This is a genomic window from Flaviflexus salsibiostraticola, from assembly GCF_003952265.1.
GTDB classification, from domain to species: Bacteria; Actinomycetota; Actinomycetes; order Actinomycetales; family Actinomycetaceae; genus Flaviflexus; species Flaviflexus salsibiostraticola.
On the sequence record NZ_CP034438.1, the window covers coordinates 537,721 to 554,880 of the forward strand.

The window sequence follows — 17,160 nt, forward strand, 5'->3', positions numbered from 1 at the left end:
CTGCTCGAGGAGCACGAGCGAGTGCTCAGCGCGTGGAGGCTGTCCTCTGCGCCGCGAGGACCCCGCCGGCACCCGCGAAGGCGAAGGCCGCGTAGTCGTCGGTGAGCCCGCGCCCCATGGTCCTCAACGGGACCGGCGACTGGTGGAGGGCATCTCTGATGCCATCGACGTCGACGAGGGTCAGCCTGCCGGTCGAGAGCAAGGCGGGGTAGTCCGCTTCGATCGCGGCGAGTGCGTCCGCCTCGATTCCCTCGCTCGTGACCGGGACGAGGGCAGGCGTGAGCGCGACCCTCGTGTAGGCCGTGAGGGAGTGGTGGGAGATGCCGCGATGGCGGGGGCGATGATCGGCCTGCGAAACCCGCAGGGTCGCGATCGCTGTGCCGCCGAGGAGATTGATTGCGTTGATCGCCTCACCGACGGCTGTCCCGGAGAATCCCCACCGCGTCCCCGTTCCGACATTGCCCGGGCCCTGGACGACGACCGCCATGTCAGCGCCGATGACATGCCGCGCCGCAAGGAGGGCTGTGTGGAGGTTGACGGCCTCGACGTCGCCGCCGAAGGACTGCCCGGAGGTGATGGTCGTGATGTCGCCGCGCTCCCGCAGGAGTGCAGCCGTTCGCGAGAACGCAATCGGCAGGGCAGCCGTGTCGGTGTGGATGTAGGCAATCGACAGCTCGGGGGAGTGGTGCCGTGCGACGGCGACAACGGCGGGCAGGGCCGAGTGCAGGTCGGCCACGACAACGGGCATGGAGTCTATGCCCTCCGCGTCGCGGAGGATCGGGTGGTGGGGGGAGTCCTGCTCATCGACGGCGAGCACCATGGTCTGCTGCGGCATGTAGCGTGCCTTGACGATGTGGCCGGGCCCCGAGCCCTCCTCGGGGATCCTGTCGAGCGGGGCGATGATGTAGAGATAGCCGCCGGTGCCGAGGCCGCGATCCGCGGCGGTCGAATTGAGGAGAACCCGATCGCCGATCGCCAGGTCGCCGACGATCTCGGTGTAGGCGAGCCCGCGGCGCCGCGTCCCCTCAACGTCGACCCACCACTCGTGGGCGCCCGCCCAGGAGTCGCCCGGCTCAAGGATCACGCCGCTTCGCCATGTCATCACAGCCCGATCTTAACGTGGGCTACTCTAGGTCCTGTGACAGGCACTCGAACCTATGACCCGGGCAGGCGGCTGTTCCGGCTGCTGGCCAATCTCGTCGACGAGCCGCGCAGACGCTCCGAGCTCTATGAGCTCGGCTATGACCATGCGGGAGCCGATCGAGCGAAGGCGCTTAACCGCGACATTGAGAAGCTTCGCGAGCACGGCTATCCCGTCATCCAGAGCGAGGATGACGATCCGGTCTTCGAGCTCGTCCTCGACGGACTCGTCGCACTCGATCTCGACGCCGCCGATCTCACGCTCCTGCGGCTCGCCGCCGAGTCCCTCACGGGCAGAGCCGAGCTCCATCGGGTGGCGAAGAGGACGGTCCAGAAGCTACTCGGCGGGGCCCGCATCACCGACGATCAGGCGGCCGTCCGCATCGCCCTTCCCGAGATCGGGCATCTCTTCGACATCGTCGACGCCATCGCCGCGCGGACTCCGCTCCTCATCGAGTACGACAATGTCCGCAACCCGGACCGCCGCTACTACACGGTCGAGGTCCATGGGGTGTGGGAGACATACGGGCAGTACTACTGCCGCGGCGCCCGCATCGCAGTCGGCTCCGGCCGCGACGACATGATCGAGACCCCGCCGGAGACACGCAACTTCCGACTGTCCCGGATCGTCTCGGTCGAGCCGCTTGAACCGACCGCCTATACACCCGAGCCCATCACCGTCCGCTCGTTCGACCCGGTGACCGCCACGATCCACCTCGCGCCGGGAGCGGGCGATCATCTGCGGAGCCGAGGCGAGCACGTGGGTGCGGATGATGAGGGGTGGGAGGGCTACCGGTTCGCGGATGCTGATTGGCCGCGGATGCTCGACGTTCTCAACCTTCTCGGCATCGAGGCGCGCACCGATGTCGACGACTACCGCGAGCGGCTTCGCCACCTCGCAGAGCTGGGGCAGTGATGGCCAATCCCGACGTCGTCCTTCTCACCGCCATGACCTCCTTCATCATCAACACGCGGCAGACGACTATCGGCGAGATCGCCGATGTCTTCAATCTGTCGCTCGACGATGCGGTGGAGGCTCTTAAGATCCTCATGATGACTGAGGTCGACAGTCGACCGAGTTTCTACTTCATCGAGCTCGTGGTCGACGCACAGGCCGACGAGGACGACAATGACCTCGTCTACAGCCGGGACGACTCGGTCTCGTGCATGCCGACCAAGTACGACGATCCGCTCGTCTACCTCACCCTCGGCGAGGCGGCCGTCTCGATCGAGATGATCGATCAGGTGCTCAGGCTGCTCGATCCGACATCCGACGCTGCCGAGTCGCTGCGCACGGTTCGCGAGAAGATCCGCTCCGCGACCGGGCAGACGATCGGTGCGGAGCCGCCGCGGCCGCGCGGCTCTCAGGATGTGCTCGATGCGATGTGGGAGGCCCTGCGCGAGTCGCGGCGGCTCACCTTCGACTACCACGGTCCCGGCGAGCTCACCGAGAGAGTGTCGACCCGGACCGTCATCCCCTGCGCCGTCGTCTCCGAGACCGACGGCTACCTCGCCGCGCTCCAGGATGAGAAGCAGCTCCGCTGGTTCCGACTCGACCGGATGTCGAACGCGTCCGTGGGGGAGCCCGTCTCCTCGACAGAGGCCGGCAGGGCCCGCCGGACCCTGAAGAAGCAGCCCGAGCCGAAGCCCGTCGACGGTTTCCCCGTCACCTTCACGGTCAAGCCCGGGGCCGCGTGGTTCGCGGAGGCGACGCCGGGAGCCGAGGTCGTCAATCGCGGCGACAGCCTCGAGATCACCTTCACCGCGGTGTCGACGACGTGGGTCCGCGGATCTGCGCTCAAGATCGGCACCGACCTGCTCGATATTGCCCCGCGCAGTGTGAAGGACGCTGTCGCTCAGCAGGCCCGGGCGATCCTGGAGGTCCAGTGACTCCGCTTGTGATCCTTCTCATCGTCGCCGGCGTCGCCTACCTCGCGTGGGACGTGTTCCGCGTCGTCCGGCTCAACTGGCGCGCTGCCGCGCGTCTCGGCGAATCGGTGAGCGCCGCGGCCGAGCGCATGGCATCGGTTGAGGCCCCGCCGCGCGTTGCTCCTCCCTCCGAATCACCCGCGGAGACTCTGGCCCGGATTGCCGAGGTCAGAAAATGTGGCCGAGCACAAAGAATGACTAGGACCATCGAACGGTGGGCCGACATTTACCCCGGGTAAAATCGGGATAGAGTACATGTCGTAGACACACTAGGGAGCTCACAATGAACCTCAGCGGTTGGGAAATTCTCATCATCCTGCTCGTCCTCATCCTGGTCTTCGGGGCTGCCAAGCTGCCCACGATCGCCAGCTCGATCGGCAAGTCGATGAAGGTGTTCAAGAAGGAAGTGACCGAGCTTCGCGAGGACACCGATCCGAACAAGCCGCCCCGCGCAGTCGAGCAGCAGGGCGAGGCCCCGCGCTCCAGCTATGATGCGACCGCACAGCGCGACGAGCGGCGCGACGAGGATCAGCCGCGCCAGTGACCGAACGGATCACGAAACGCCGTGATCCGGAAGGGCGGATGCCGCTCGCCCAGCATCTGCGGGAACTCCGGAACCGGCTCCTCTATGCCCTTCTCGGCATCGCCCTCGCATCTGTCGCGGGCTGGTTCCTCTATGAGCCGCTCGCCACGCTCATGGTTCAGCCCCTCGAGGGCATCAATGAGCGCGGCGGCAACGCGGAGCTGAACTTCGCAACAGTCGGCGTCGGCTTCGAGCTGCAGCTGAAGATGGCGGCCTTCATCGGCATCTTCATCTCCTCGCCGTGGTGGATCCTTCAGATCTGGCTCTTCATCGCGCCCGCGCTGCGGCGCAAGGAAAAGATCCTCGCGCTCAGCTTCACGCTCGTCGCCGTTGTCCTGTTCCTCCTCGGCGGGCTCCTCGGCTGGTTCATCCTGCCGCGGGCCGTCGTCATCCTCACGGGCTTCGCACCGGAGTTCGCGGTCAACATCCTCGACGCGAGAACCTACTACCGGTTCTTCATGCAGATCATCGGCGCCTTCGGCGTCAGCTTCCTCCTGCCCGTCGTCATGGTCGGAGCGAACTTCATCGGCGTCATCAAGGGCACGAGCTACCTGCGCGGGTGGCGGTGGGCCGTCGTCGGCTGCTCCGTCTTCGCCGCCATGGTCAACCCGCTGCCCGACGCCTGGTCGATGATGGCCATCCTCACCCCGATGATCACCTTCTACTTCGCGGCCACGGGCATCGCCATCATCCATGACAGGCGCAAGGCCAAGCGCCGTGCGAAGGAACTGGGTGAGCTCTTGGGGGATGAGAGCGAGGGCCAGGATTGGCTGCAGCCCTAGGCCTTGTCGTCAGCCCCTCCGCCGGCACGGGGAGGGGCCTCACTCTCGGCAGGGAGGCTGCCCGTCGGCTTGAGGCCGCCGGGCATCATATCGTCCCGCTCGGAGCCCCAACCGTTGACGAGACGCGCTCCCTCATCGCCCGTGCCGTCCGCGGCCGGGCGGTCGATGGGATCGTCACGATGGGCGGGGATGGCACGATCCACCTCGCTCTCCAGCACCTCGTCGGGTCCGACCTGTTCCTCGGCCACGTGCCGTTCGGCACCGGCAACGACATTGCCCGCGCACTCGGGCTCACGACGATGTGGGAGACCGGCCTCGAGCATCTCCTCGACACGCTCGAGCGAGCGGAGCCCGTCTCTCTCGACGTCATGGAGATCACCGGGGGCCACGGAACGACCTACGGTCTCGCGGTCCTCTCCGCCGGCCTTGATGCGATCGTCAACGAGGCGGCCAACGGCTACACGTGGCCCCACGGCCACGCCCGGTACCTTCGCGCCATCGCAGCCAAGCTGCCCCGCTATTCGCCGCGGACCTACCGGATCACGGTGAACGGGCGAACCAATACGGGCAGGGCCCTCCTCGTCGCCGTCGCCAATCTCAGCTCCTTCGGCGGCGGGCTCACGATCTCGCCGGACTCGGATGGCAGGGATGGCGTTCTCGAGCTCATCCTCGCCAAGCCCCTCACCATGCCCGAGGTCATGTCCGTCTTCCCGAAGCTCTACGAGGGCCGCCACCTCGAGGCGGACTTCATTCACGTTCACCGCACGGGAAAGGTCGTCATCGACGCGGTCGGCGAGGGTGTAACGGCCATGGTCGACGGTGAAGAGGTCGGCCCACTGCCCGTCACGGTGACCGTCCTGCCGCAGGCGCTGCGCTTCCTCTGCTGAGCGGACGCGACTGCGCCTCCTGTCGCCGCCCGGCGGTTCGATGGCGCGGCGGCGCCGCAGTCGACTAGCCTTGCCCCGTGGGCATCTACCTCGATCATTACAGGGACTCGGTCTCGGCACTCGGCTTCGAGCTCGACGGTTTCCAGATCGACGCATCGCAGGCACTCGAGGAGGGGCACGATGTCCTCCTGTGCGCACCGACCGGGGCGGGCAAAACCATGGTGGCCCTGTTCGCGGTCGAGATGGCGCTGGCAACGTCGACGGACTGCATCTACACCACCCCGATCAAAGCACTGTCGAATCAGAAGTACCGCGAACTGGTCGAGCGCTACGGCAATGACATGGTCGGCCTCATGACGGGGGATGTGACGATCAACCGCGGGGCACGGATCGTCGTCATGACGACGGAGGTCCTGCGCAATCTCCTCTACGCGGGGGAGGACCTGGCGAGCCTCGGCTACGTCGTCCTCGACGAGGTCCACTACCTTGCAGACCCGGAGCGCGGTCCCACGTGGGAAGAGGTCATCCTCGAACTCGACCGGTCCGTCCGCGTCGTCTCGCTGTCGGCGACCGTCGCCAATGCGGAGGAATTCCACGCATGGCTCGAATCGGTGCGCGGCAACACCCGCCTCGTCCAGACCAGCCAGCGGCCCGTGCCGCTCCTCCAGCAGGTTGTCATAGGCAACAGGCTCCATGACCTCTACGACGGCGGCCCGTCTGCCACTCTCGGGGCCGGGCGAAGCCCGAATAGGAAGGCGCTCGCCGCACTCGAGAACAAGAAGCTGCCCGAGAGGATCGGGCCCGCCCAGCGCCAGAAGGTGCTGCGGCTCATGGAGGAGCGCGGCCTCCTGCCCGCCATCCACTTCATCTTCTCCCGCAAGGGCTGCGACGATGCGGTGCGAGATCTCGTCAAGGACGGGATCTCGCTCACGAGCCGCCACGAGCGGAAGCTCATCCACCAGGCACTCGACCCGATCCGCGAGGAGCTCACGGACGAGGACCAGGAGGTGCTGCGGTTCCGGTCCTTCGAGCGCGCCCTCGCGTCCGGGTTCGCGGCCCACCACGCCGGCGTCTATCCTCCGTTCAAGGAGATCATCGAGCGCCTCATGCAGCGCGGGCTCCTCAAGCTCGTCTACGCAACCGGCACGCTCGCCCTCGGGATCGACATGCCGGTGCGGACCACCGTGATCGAGTCCCTGACGAAGTTCAACGGGACCGAGTTCACCGACCTCACCGGCATCGAATACACCCAGCTCATCGGCCGGGCCGGGCGGCGCGGCAAGGACGATGTCGGGCACACCCTCGTCATCGCGAGCACCGATACCGATACGGACGTGCTCCTCTCCCTCGGCGCCGGCGAGCTCGAGCCCCTCATCTCCGCGTTCTTCCCCTCCTACAACACGGTCGTCAACGTGCTGGCCGAACACGAGTACCAGAGCGCCCGAGCCCTCCTCGCACGCTCATTCGCCCAGTTCCAGCGCAACCGTGAACTCGCCGCGCTCGAGGTGACCCGCGAGCGTGTCCGCATCGCCCACGAGCGGGAGGCGGCCCGCGTCCGGGGCCTGTGCGAGCACGGCGATGTGACCGAGTACGTCGAGCTGCGACGTCGTGCCGGCCGAGCGAGCGCCGCCGCCCGGAAGAAGGCGAAGCGCGCCTACCGGGAACGGGTCGCCAGCTCCTTCCAGTGGGCCTACGGCGGCGAGGTCATCGCCTATGCCTATGGGACCTCCCTCGAGTACGCCTATGTCACCCAGGTCGACGAGGATCGCCTCCGGGTGGCGACGTGGATGGGGGATCTCGTCTGGCTGCGCCAGGACGATGTCCGCTCCGAGCTGCGCCACGTCGGCGAGTACGAGCTGCCCTCGGGGATGAAGCTCCGCGACCCCGCCCAGCGGGAGGTTCTCGCCTCCCACATCACGGACCTTGTCGCCGACCGCATCGAGGTCGGCATCGACGATGACCTGCTCGAGTCGTGGGATAGGGGAGCGGTGCGGGAGAGCCCCGAGCTCATCGCCCACCCCGTCCACTCCTGCCCGGACCGGGAGGCGCACGTCGAAGCCGCTGCCGCCTACCGGACGCTGTCGCGCCAGCTCGAGAGCCTCGCCGACCTCGCCGAGTCCTACGACGACTCGGTGGGCGCCGAGTTCGATGCGACGTGCGAGCTCCTCGCAACCCTCGGCATCCTTCGCGGCGAGCCGGGTGACTACAGCCTCGGGTCGGGCGCCACGCCACTGCGGAGTCTCCACTCGTCGGCGGATCTGCTCATCTACGAATGCCTCAAGGATCCCCACATCGCGGGGCTCTCGCCGGCGATGCTGGCGGGGATGATGGCGGCCTTCTCGTTCAAGGACCGCAGGGGCCGGTCGAATCCTCCCGCGGACCCGCTCGCCTGGCGAGTGATCCGCCACAATCGCGATTATCTCAGCGACCTCGAGGAGCGGTTCGGCCTCGAGCGTCAGCCGGAGATCTCCGCTCATCCGACAACCGCCGTGGTCGCCTGGGCGGAGGGCGCAACGCTCCAGGCCTGCCTCTCCATCTGCCAGCTGCTGCCCGGAGACTTCATCAACGGACTGCGGCGAACGACGGATCTGCTCACCCAAGTGGTTCACGCCGCGCAGGGCTCGCCGACCTCCGACACCGCCGCCGCGGCGCGCCGACTCCTCGAAAGACCGGGTGTCACCCAGGCGATCTAGACGCGCCGAGGGCCGCGACACGCCGACTTTGTCCCATGTAGACTCGCGTTCACATAAGTTACTCGACTGAAGATTTGCACAGTGCGAGTACGGTCAATACGCTTGCAGGGATGCATGGGTTGATCCCGTGTACCCGCCGCCACTCCGTTAGAAAACGTTGGACATGCGCCAACGGCCCGAGGGAGTGGCGGCGGGATTTTTTTCGATAGTGTTATGTGGTGCACTACGGACTGCTCCTCCTCGCCTCCGCCCTTGGCGGGGGCCTCATGTGGGCATCATTCGACCCGCTCGATCTGCCACTGCTCGCATTCCCGGCCCTCATGATCCTCGCGCTCGTCACTCGTGCCGGAGGAATGGTCTTCGGGTTCGCGGCGGGCACGTTCTGGGGCCTCGCCTTCTTCCTGCCGCTCATCGAATGGACATGGACGGCGGTGGGAGAGCCCCTGCCCTGGGTTGCCCTCAGCCTCTTCCAGGCGCTCTTCATCGGACTCGTCGGCGCGATCTGGGCGGGACTGTGGCGGATGGACGGGATCCCCGCGGCTGTGCTCGGCGCCATCGCCTTTGCCGGTGTCGAGGTCGTCCGCACCAACTGGCCGTGGGGCGGTTTCCCGTGGGGCATGGTCGCCTACTCCCAGGTGGGCACGCCCCTCCTCCGCACTGCCCCCTACATTGCAGCCGTCGGCGTCACGCTGCTCACCGTCCTTGTTGCGCTGCTTCTCGCCATGGCGCTTCGATGGCTCTATGAGGGGCCCCGGCTCGCGGGACTCGCCACCGGCCTCGTCGCCGTCATCGCCGTCGCCGCGTGTGTGGCGATCCCGCTCTCGGTGCGCGGCACGGACACGATGACCGTCGGCTGGGTCCAGGGCGGTCCCGACCGGGGTGAGCATGATTCCGGCAGGGCGCTCAATGTCACCCTCCGGCACGAAGAGGAGACGGAGCGGCTGCTCGCGACAACGGATGGAATCGATCTACTCCTGTGGCCCGAATCTGGGTCAGACCGCGACATCCGGGTGGACCCGGAGGCCGCCGCCATCGCCCGGCGGGTGAGCCTGGGCGCCGGCGTCCCGCTTCTGATCGGGACCCAGGAGTACGTCGACGAGGGTCGATACAACGACTACGCGCTCGTCATAAACGGGGAGATGGTGAGCCACTACTCGAAGTCCCGCCCCGTTCCCTTCGGTGAATACATCCCGTCGCGGGACTTCTTCCGGCGCTTCACCGAGGCGGTCGATCTTGTGACGACCGACATGCTCGCCGGCGACGGCCCCGCAACCATCACCGTCCCGATCGGAGAAAGATCGGAGATGCTGGCCGTGCCGATCTGCTTCGAGATCGCGATCGACTCCGTCATCCAGGACGCCATCAATGCCGGCGGCCGCGCCCTCATCGTCCCCGTCAACTCCGCCTCCTTCGGGGACAGCGCGGAATCGGAGCAGCAGATGAAGCAGACGATTTTCCGGGCCGTCGAATACTCCCGTGCGGCCGTCCAGGTGTCGACCGTCGGCGTCTCCGGGGTCGTCATGCCGAACGGCACGGTCACCCAGCTCTCGGACAAGCAGACCAACGCGTCCGGGGCGGCAACGATCCCGCTGCGCGATCACCTCACCCCAGCCGCCCGCTATGGGCACCTCTACCGGGGCGTCGCCGTGGGCGGCGCTCTCCTCGCCCTCATCTGGGCGTTCGCCCTCAGGAAGGAACGGCAGTGAAGCCGATTGTCATCATCCCCACCTTCAACGAGATCGAGACGCTGCCGACCACGCTCGACCGCGTGCGCTCCGTTCTGCCGGACATCGCCATCCTCGTCGTCGACGACAACTCACCCGACGGCACGGGTGCCTGGGCTCAGGAGAGGTCGGAGGCCGATGAGCGCCTCCATGTCCTGCACCGCCCCGGCAAGGGCGGACTCGCCGCGGCCTACATCGCCGGATTCGGGTGGGCGCTCGATCGCGACTGCACGCACGTCGTGCAGATGGATGCGGATGGATCGCATAGGGCGGACGATCTCGCCCGGATGCTCGAGCGTGCCGCCGGGGCGGACATGCCCGATCTCGTCATCGGATCACGCTGGGTCCCGGGCGGGGAGTGGAGAACTGGCCGCTCTCGAGACAGCTCCTGTCGCGTCTGGGCAACGTCTACAATCGAGTCTCGCTCGGGTTGCCGTACACGGATATCACCGCCGGGTTCAGGGTCTACCGCTGCGACGCCCTGCGGGAGATCAACCTCGACGAGGTCGAGGTGGTCGGCTACTACTGGCAGACCGACATGACACAGCGGATGCACTGGATGGGCGGCCACATCGTCGAGGAGCCGATCACCTTCCATGAGCGCGAGGCGGGGGAGTCCAAGCTCTCCTCAACGATCTTCTTCGAGTCGCTTAAGGAATCGACGCGTCGCGGCATTCGGCACCACATGACTCAGGCTCGAACCATCCTGCGCGGCTGAGTCCTCGAGCGCAGCCGACTCCTCATGCCGCACCTGGGCTGACAAAGCATGATCGGGGACCCGCGGGTCCCCGATCATGACGTCTAGGCGATTCCTGCGCGCGTCAGCGGCTGCGCAGACCGCGCTTCTCGAGCAGCGCCATGCGCTCCTGCAGAAGCTCGTCCAGCTCCTCGAGAGAGCGGCGCTCGAGCAGCATGTCCCAGTGGGTGCGCTGAGGCTTGGCCTTCTTCGCATCCTCCGGCTCCTCAGCATCCTTGAGCAGCGCGCTGGCGCCACAATGGCACTCCCAGAGAGCGGGGACGTCCGCCTCCTCGGCGAATGTCTTGTGGAAGACGTGTCCGTTCGGGCAGGTGTATTCGTGCTCCTGGCGCGCGACGAAGCGCACGCCCTCATCTGTCTCCAGCGATGACGCACCGATTTTCATTCCGCGAAGCGATCGTTCAGCCATTCTTCTCCTTTGTATCCACCCGTGTGAACGCCGGGCTCGTCGAATTTGTTCCAGGGATTGGTGTGGACGAGGGCACTGATCGAAGGAGTGAGTGTCGCCGCGGGGGTTGTCGGATCGCCGTGCCGCCACGGGTCGTTGCTCACCGCGGCGGGTGGTAACCTGTCGCCTTGACGTGAGGAGGGTCCATGACCGTTCACCCAGCCGACAGCCATGACATGATCAGGGTCCGCGGTGCTCGGGTCAACAATCTCAAAGATGTTGACCTCGATCTGCCCAAGCGGCGGCTGACTCTCTTCACCGGTGTGTCGGGATCCGGCAAGAGCTCGCTCGCGTTCGAGACGATCGCCGCTGAATCCCAGCGCCTGGTCAATGAAACGTACTCCGCCTTCGTCCAGGGCTTCATGCCGACGAGCGCTCGGCCGGAGGTCGACCTGCTCGACGGTCTGACCGCCGCCATCATCGTCGACCAGGAGCGCCTGGCGACAAACCCCCGCTCGACCGTGGGAACCGTTACCGACGTCAACGCCTACCTGCGGCTCCTGTTCAGCAGGCTCGCCGAGCCCCACATCGGCTCGCCGCTCGCGTACTCCTTCAACACGCCCTCGGTCAGCGCGCAGGGCGGGGTGACAGTCGCCAAGGGGAACCAGAAGAGGCAGGTCGTCACGTATGAGCTGCTGGGCGGCATGTGTCCCCGATGCGAGGGCCGCGGCACCGTCGCCGAGCTCGATATCACCCAGCTCATCGACGAGGAGCTGTCCCTCGACGAGGGCGCCATCACCGTGCCCGGATACAAGCCGGGCGGGTGGTCCGTTCGCTACTACGGCGAATCCGGGTTCGTCGACCCGGCGAAGAAGGTCAAGGACTATACGGAGCAGGAGCGGCACGACCTCCTGTATCGGGAGCCGGAGAAGGTCTCCATCGGCGGGATCAACATGACCTACGAGGGACTCGTCCCCAAGGTCAAGGCCTCCTTCCTGCAGAAGGACCGGGCGTCGATGCAGCCCCACATCCGCAGGTTCGTCGACAGTGCAGTGACGTTCGAGGCCTGCCCCGACTGCGGCGGCACCCGCCTGGCCGAGCCGGCCCGGACCTCGCTCATCGACGGGTTGAGCATCGCCGACGTGTGTGCGATGCAGGTCGGTGACCTGCTGGGCTGGGTGCAGAACCTGGACAGGCCCGGCATCGATGCGCTCACCGAAACCCTCATCACCGCGATTGAGTCGATCATCGACATCGGTCTCGGATACCTCACACTCGACCGCCCGGCAGGCTCCCTCTCGGGCGGCGAGGCGCAGCGCATCAAGATGGTCAAACACCTCGGATCGTCGCTCACCGACATCACCTACGTGTTCGACGAGCCGACGGCGGGTCTCCACCCGCACGACATCGACAAGATGAACGCGCTGCTCATGGCTCTGCGCGACAAGGGGAATACGGTCCTCGTCGTCGAGCACAGGCCGGAGACCATCGCCATTGCCGATCACGTCGTCGACCTCGGTCCCGGCGCGGGCACCGGCGGCGGAGAGATCACCTACGAGGGCGACCTCGAGGGTTTGCGCGGCTCCGACACCGTCACCGGCAGGCACCTGTCCCAACGGGTCGGCCTCAAAGAGGACGTGAGGACTCCCACGGGTGCGATCGAGGTGCGCGGGGCTGATGCGCACAACCTCAAGGATGTCGACGTCGACATTCCCCTCGGCGTTCTCACCGTCATCACCGGCATCGCCGGTTCCGGCAAGTCCTCCCTTGTTCGAGATTCAATCCCGCGGGATGAGGGGCTCGTCTACATCGACCAGAGCTCGATCCGAGGATCCCGACGCTCCAATCCTGCGACCTACACCGGCCTCCTCGACCACGTGCGAAAGGCGTTTGCCCGCGAGAACAAGGTCAAACCTGCACTGTTCAGTCCGAACTCCGAGGGTGCCTGCCAGAACTGCAGGGGACTGGCGGTCACCTTCGTCGAGCTGTCGTTCGTCGAATCGATTCCCGTTCCCTGCGAGGTGTGCGGGGGAGACAGGTTTCAGGATCACGTCCTCGAACATCTGTACAAAGGCAAGAACATCGCCGAGGTCTTCCGCATGACCGTGGGGGAGGCGGCCGAGTTCTTCGCTCAGGCGAAGCTGACGGCAGCGACGAAGATCCTCAATCGGCTCGTCAGCGTCGGGCTGGGCTACCTCACCCTCGGGCAGCCGCTGTCGACCCTGTCGGGCGGAGAGCGGCAGCGCATCAAACTCGCGAATCAGATGGGGGAGTCGGGCGGAATCTATGTGCTCGACGAGCCGACCGCCGGCCTGCATCTGGCCGACATCCGCTCCCTGCTCGAGCTGCTCGACCACATGGTCGACTCCGGCATCTCCATCATCGCCATCGAGCACCACCAGGCGGTGATGGCCCACGCGGACTGGATCATCGATCTGGGCCCAGGCGCCGGAAGTGACGGCGGGCAGGTCGTCTTCTCAGGCACGCCCTCGGCGCTCGTCGCCGACCCATCGACGCTGACAGGACAGCACCTCGCGCACTACATTGCACAGTAGGGTACTGGAGTGAGCCAAATTATGGTATAGTAGCCACCACAATTCCACGGGGCAGTCTCTGCGGAGCTGCAGAAGAGCCTGAGCGACAGCGACGCACACCATAGGCACAGTCAAGAGGAGGGGCTCCATGGAAGAGTCCGAACGTCACTACCACCACGGCGATCTGCACAACGAGATGATCCGCGTGGGCCTCGCGCTCATCGCCGAAGGAGGCACCAAGGCAGTCGGTCTCCGCGAGGTTGCTCGCAGGGTCGACGTGTCACCATCGGCGGCGTATCGTCATTTCGACAGCAAGGCCGACCTGCTCGAGGAGATCAGGAAGAGGGTCCTGCAGGATCTCTTCGCGCACCTCGAAGCAGCGCTCAACAAGCACCAGGACGAGCCGGTCGGCGACCGCATCGCCATCATCTGCCGAGCATACTTCCGATACGCCGTGGAGAATCCGACCCAGTTCCAGGCCGCCGTCTACGAATTTCCCATCAGCGATGATCGGGAGACCGTCTCAGAACGTCCGCTGAGAATCCTCAAGGAGATGGCGATGCAGATCCACCCGCCGGTCGACGATCCGGTGCAGGTGTCACTGGCTGTCTGGGCGGCTGCGCACGGCCCGGCCACACTGTCGACATTCGGCAGCCTGCGGGAGATGCCTCTGGAGAAGAAGTGGGCACTCCTCGAGACGACGATCGACATTCTCCTCAAAGGCCTGGGCCTTTCGCAGACGACGAGGGGCTGAGAGCGGATCGGGGCCCGCTTTCCACGAATCCACCCGCTGTTCCGATAATGGATATTATGTCATTATCGGGAACGGGAATCCCTGGAGCCCGTCCTGCACTGCTCGCATGGCTCTCCCCCTGGAGAGCTGAAGCTCTGATCGTCTGAAAGCGTTGACCGCCACTCCAACGGCAGCATCCTCAGTCAGCTCGGCCCGCGGCGTCCTCAGTCGGCTCGACACCGGACTGAGTCCCAACGGCGACGATCGAGAATCTCCCACCGAGTGGCTGCGAAGTCAGCGATGACGGAACGTCCGTGGACGGTCCTCGGTGCTCGGCTCCGACCGGATCGTCATCATCGACTGCGACCGCTCCTCGACCCGTTCGCGCGTGAAGACCCACGGAAGGCTCTGTCCGCTCGCCCACATCTCGAACTGGTCGTCGACGCGCCCGGAACGCGGGTGGCCGGAGGATCCGGAAGAAATAATCCAGATCGCCTCATCAAGCCCTGCCATGTCGACCGCCATCCTCATCGACGGCCCCGCCGTCACCTCGTAGTCGACGAGCCCGTCGCCCTCTCCCACCGCGGGCGAGAAGTGCATGGCGTTCGGGATGGCGGAGCCGCCGGGAACGGACAGCGGATCGCCATTGAAATGTGACCGAACAATGCCGGGAATGTCCTCACCGCCGAGCACGGAGTGCGTCGGCGTCTCGACATGGACATCGCCCCACCGCCACGACTCCATGTCCTCGCCCATCTGCGCCGACAGGTCTCGGTCCATCGCGTGGAGCGCGTTGAGCAGCGCCTCGTCGCGGCTCTCCTTGGGCTCCGACACCCCGTTGTCCCACCAGGGGCTCGACTCCTCGAGCCCCGTGAAGAAGATGAGGTAGTCGGTCGTGTTCACCGCGTCGAATTGGGAGATCCGCTCCCCAAGTGTCTGGTCGAGAAGGTGGGCGTAGACGGAGGCCATGATCGCCGCTCCTGGCTCGTCGACGCCGGTATGGGCGCCGCGGTCGAGCCAGTCGCTCACGATGTCCTGGGCCTGGCGGATCCTCTCGTCATCTGTCGGCACGGTGGCGAAGAGCTCCCCCAGCTCCTGGCCGAAGGGCGACTGATCGAGCAGCATGAGCCGCTCCGCATCGGCGAGGCTCATCTTTGAGCCGGAGTCGATCCTCTCCTGAATGGCCTGCCGGATCGCCTCCGAGCGGTAGCCCCCGTCCGAGTAGGAGCCGAGGAAGGGGCCCAGGTCCGACGCGGTGACCTGCTGGTTCGCTGCGACGATGAAGCCCTCGTCCGGGTTGGTAAACGCCGGCATGTCCTCCGGGGCGTAGTAGCCCTGCCAGTCGTAGGCCGAATCCCATCCGGGGCGAGGCCACCGGCCATCGGCGCCGAGGTTCTCCGGGATCTGCGCGGCCTCGAGGTCGCCGTCGGCTTCGGAGATCTCCGGGCGGATCGGGAAATGCCCCGGAGCCTGGTATCCGTACTCGCCGTCGACCGTGGCGAAGACGATGTTCTGAGCGGGAACCGCGAAGATCGCGGCGGCCTCGGCCACATCCTCCGCGTTCGCTGCCCGGTTGATGGCAAAGATCGCATCTCCCGTCAACCCGGGCTTGAGAGCTGTCCATTCGAGGGCGACGGAGAACTCCCCCGGAACACCCGGCAGGCCCGCTGTCCTCTCATCCATGAGGAGGAGGTCGGAGATGACAGGGCCGTGGACGGACTGGCGCACCTCCGCCTCGAAGGAGTCCGCTCCGGCGACGTTGAACGTCTCGGTCCAGATCTCGTACTCGACGTCCTCCCCGTCCCGCTCGTACGTCGTCTCCCCTGTGTTCCTCTCGATGACGAAGTCGGTGACATCACCGCCGAGATTGGTCAGCCCCCATGCGAGATCGGCGTTTCGGCCGATGATGAGGCCGGGCATGCCGGCGAAAGAGAAGCCACTCGCGTCATAGGTGCAGTCGTCCGTGATCTCCACGCAGTGAAGAGCGACCTGGTACCAGACGGAGGGATAGGAGATCGTCAGGTGCGGATCGTTGGCGAGGATGGGCATCCCAGATTCCGTATGCTCTCCCCCGATGACGAATGAGTTCGAGCCGATCCCGCTGCCGCGGCCAAGCACGATCGGCATTGCGTCCAGCGCGGCCTGCGCGGAGAGAACCGCGCTCCCGATCTCGGCGCTTGCCTCCGCCTCTGCGTCCACGCTGTCCTCCGCATCCTCGGGCGCAGGACTTGGTGCAGTCGGGATGGGCCGGGACTCACCCCGCGGGTAGTCCTCTCGGGGCGTCAGGTTCGATTCAACCTCGGAGGGGACGATGGGGGTATGGCTGGTCGTGGAGAAAGCCGGGAAGAGCTCTTCGACCCGCGCGGAGTCTCTCAGGCTGTCGTAGGCGACGACTCTCGCCGTCTCCTCATCGAGGTTGTTCTTCAGGTCCCAGGCCATGGCCTTGAGCCAGGCAAGTGAGTCGATTCCCGTCCACGGTTCGATGTCCTTGACCGGCATGGACAGCGACAGCACCTGGTATTCGAGGGCGAGCTCAGAGGGTCCCCGGTCGGCGATGTAGGCATTGACCCCTTCTGCGTACGCCGTATAGAAGTCTCTCGATTCGTCGGAGATAAGGTCCCACTCCTGCTCGGCGAGCCGGCGCCAGCCCATGCTGCGGATGACGACATCGGCCTGTCTCGCCGCCTCAGCATCACCGACCAGCTCAGACAGCCGGCCGCCGGTCATGTGGCGACGGTAGTCCATCTCAAAGAATCGGTCCTGGGCATGGACGTAGCCCTGAGCCCTGAAGAGATCCTCATCCGTCGTCCCGTAGATGTGCGGAATTCCGTTCGCATCCCTCATCACCTCGATGAGTCCATCGGCCTCCGGAATGAGATGCTCGCCGCTGTGGTTCGGCAGCGGCCGGTTGAGCGCGACGAGCAGCGCCGCTCCCCCAGTCATCGCCACGACGATGATGAGGGCGAGAATGGACAGGAGGATGCGGCGGATCGTACGGCGCTGTGACATC

General features: G+C 66.0%; 14 protein-coding genes and 1 pseudogene. 12 read left to right on the forward strand and 3 right to left on the reverse strand.

Annotation, left to right across the window (positions count from 1 at the left end):
- Window positions 1–25: 25 nt before the first annotated feature.
- Entirely contained in the window at window positions 26–1,102 is a 1,077-nt protein-coding gene (locus EJO69_RS02515) for a DUF3866 family protein (protein WP_211331527.1), read from the reverse strand.
- 36 nt (window positions 1,103–1,138) lie between these two features.
- Here EJO69_RS02515 and EJO69_RS02520 point away from each other — a divergent pair, with 36 nt between their 5' ends.
- The 10 genes and pseudogenes from EJO69_RS02520 (at window position 1,139) to EJO69_RS12525 (ending at window position 10,456) form a co-directional block, all read left to right on the forward strand.
- Window positions 1,139–2,056 (forward strand): helix-turn-helix transcriptional regulator, encoded by a 918-nt coding sequence (locus tag EJO69_RS02520; protein WP_164519840.1) that lies wholly within the window; start codon window positions 1,139–1,141, stop codon window positions 2,054–2,056.
- Window positions 2,056–3,030 (forward strand): helix-turn-helix transcriptional regulator, encoded by a 975-nt coding sequence (locus tag EJO69_RS02525; RefSeq protein WP_126038804.1) that lies wholly within the window; start codon window positions 2,056–2,058, stop codon window positions 3,028–3,030. The genes EJO69_RS02520 and EJO69_RS02525 overlap by 1 nt, the downstream gene beginning before the upstream one ends.
- Window positions 3,027–3,308 (forward strand): hypothetical protein, encoded by a 282-nt coding sequence (locus EJO69_RS02530; RefSeq protein WP_126038807.1) that lies wholly within the window; start codon window positions 3,027–3,029, stop codon window positions 3,306–3,308. Before EJO69_RS02525 ends, EJO69_RS02530 begins: the two co-directional genes overlap by 4 nt.
- Before the next feature lie 44 nt (window positions 3,309–3,352).
- Window positions 3,353–3,613, forward strand: a complete 261-nt coding sequence (gene tatA / locus EJO69_RS02535) for a twin-arginine translocase TatA/TatE family subunit (RefSeq protein ID WP_126038810.1) — start codon at window positions 3,353–3,355, stop codon at window positions 3,611–3,613.
- Complete coding sequence (gene tatC, locus EJO69_RS02540; protein ID WP_126038812.1) at window positions 3,610–4,434, forward strand: twin-arginine translocase subunit TatC; 825 nt, start codon at window positions 3,610–3,612, stop codon at window positions 4,432–4,434. Before tatA ends, tatC begins: the two co-directional genes overlap by 4 nt.
- Window positions 4,419–5,321 (forward strand): diacylglycerol/lipid kinase family protein, encoded by a 903-nt coding sequence (locus tag EJO69_RS02545; protein ID WP_126038815.1) that lies wholly within the window; start codon window positions 4,419–4,421, stop codon window positions 5,319–5,321. Before tatC ends, EJO69_RS02545 begins: the two co-directional genes overlap by 16 nt.
- Window positions 5,322–5,398: 77 nt before the next feature.
- A complete protein-coding gene (locus tag EJO69_RS02550) occupies window positions 5,399–8,014 on the forward strand; it encodes a DEAD/DEAH box helicase (RefSeq protein ID WP_126038818.1) in 2,616 nt (871 codons plus the stop codon).
- Window positions 8,015–8,232: 218 nt separating this feature from the next.
- Entirely contained in the window at window positions 8,233–9,720 is a 1,488-nt protein-coding gene (lnt, locus tag EJO69_RS02555) for an apolipoprotein N-acyltransferase (protein ID WP_126038821.1), read from the forward strand.
- A 62-nt stretch (window positions 9,721–9,782) separates the two neighbouring features.
- Window positions 9,783–10,076 (forward strand): annotated as a pseudogene (locus EJO69_RS12520) (glycosyltransferase); the annotation flags it as partial.
- 20 nt (window positions 10,077–10,096) lie between these two features.
- Window positions 10,097–10,456 carry a glycosyltransferase family protein gene (locus EJO69_RS12525; RefSeq protein ID WP_245993880.1) on the forward strand — a complete coding sequence of 120 codons (360 nt, stop codon included), beginning with the start codon at window positions 10,097–10,099 and terminating at the stop codon, window positions 10,454–10,456.
- A gap of 103 nt (window positions 10,457–10,559) precedes the next feature.
- On the opposite strand, the gene EJO69_RS02565 is transcribed toward EJO69_RS12525, so the two are convergent.
- The gene (locus EJO69_RS02565; RefSeq protein WP_126038824.1) at window positions 10,560–10,904 is read right to left on the reverse strand and encodes an RNA polymerase-binding protein RbpA; all 345 of its coding nucleotides are present in this window, start codon (window positions 10,902–10,904) and stop codon (window positions 10,560–10,562) included.
- A gap of 185 nt (window positions 10,905–11,089) precedes the next feature.
- Between EJO69_RS02565 and EJO69_RS02570 the strand changes: the two genes are divergently transcribed.
- On the forward strand, window positions 11,090–13,438 hold the full coding sequence (locus tag EJO69_RS02570) for an ATP-binding cassette domain-containing protein (protein WP_126038826.1): 2,349 nt from the start codon (window positions 11,090–11,092) through the stop codon (window positions 13,436–13,438).
- 127 nt (window positions 13,439–13,565) lie between these two features.
- Window positions 13,566–14,171 (forward strand): TetR/AcrR family transcriptional regulator, encoded by a 606-nt coding sequence (locus EJO69_RS02575; protein ID WP_126038829.1) that lies wholly within the window; start codon window positions 13,566–13,568, stop codon window positions 14,169–14,171.
- A 273-nt stretch (window positions 14,172–14,444) separates the two neighbouring features.
- Here the strand turns inward: EJO69_RS02575 and EJO69_RS02580 are convergent, their stop codons facing one another.
- A complete protein-coding gene (locus EJO69_RS02580; RefSeq protein ID WP_126038831.1) occupies window positions 14,445–17,159 on the reverse strand; it encodes a penicillin acylase family protein in 2,715 nt (904 codons plus the stop codon).
- Window position 17,160: the final 1 nt, after the last annotated feature.

What these genes read in the sequence shown, in the direction of transcription:
- EJO69_RS02565 (WP_126038824.1), bottom strand. Translation starts at nt 10,904, where the DNA reads ATGGCTGAACGATCGCTTCGCGGAATGAAAATCGGTGCGTCATCGCTG.
- EJO69_RS02580 (WP_126038831.1), bottom strand. Translation starts at nt 17,159, where the DNA reads ATGTCACAGCGCCGTACGATCCGCCGCATCCTCCTGTCCATTCTCGCC.
- EJO69_RS02515 (WP_211331527.1), bottom strand. Translation starts at nt 1,102, where the DNA reads ATGACATGGCGAAGCGGCGTGATCCTTGAGCCGGGCGACTCCTGGGCG.
- EJO69_RS02570 (WP_126038826.1), top strand. Translation starts at nt 11,090, where the DNA reads ATGACCGTTCACCCAGCCGACAGCCATGACATGATCAGGGTCCGCGGT.
- EJO69_RS02525 (WP_126038804.1), top strand. Translation starts at nt 2,056, where the DNA reads ATGGCCAATCCCGACGTCGTCCTTCTCACCGCCATGACCTCCTTCATC.
- EJO69_RS02575 (WP_126038829.1), top strand. Translation starts at nt 13,566, where the DNA reads ATGGAAGAGTCCGAACGTCACTACCACCACGGCGATCTGCACAACGAG.
- tatA (WP_126038810.1), top strand. Translation starts at nt 3,353, where the DNA reads ATGAACCTCAGCGGTTGGGAAATTCTCATCATCCTGCTCGTCCTCATC.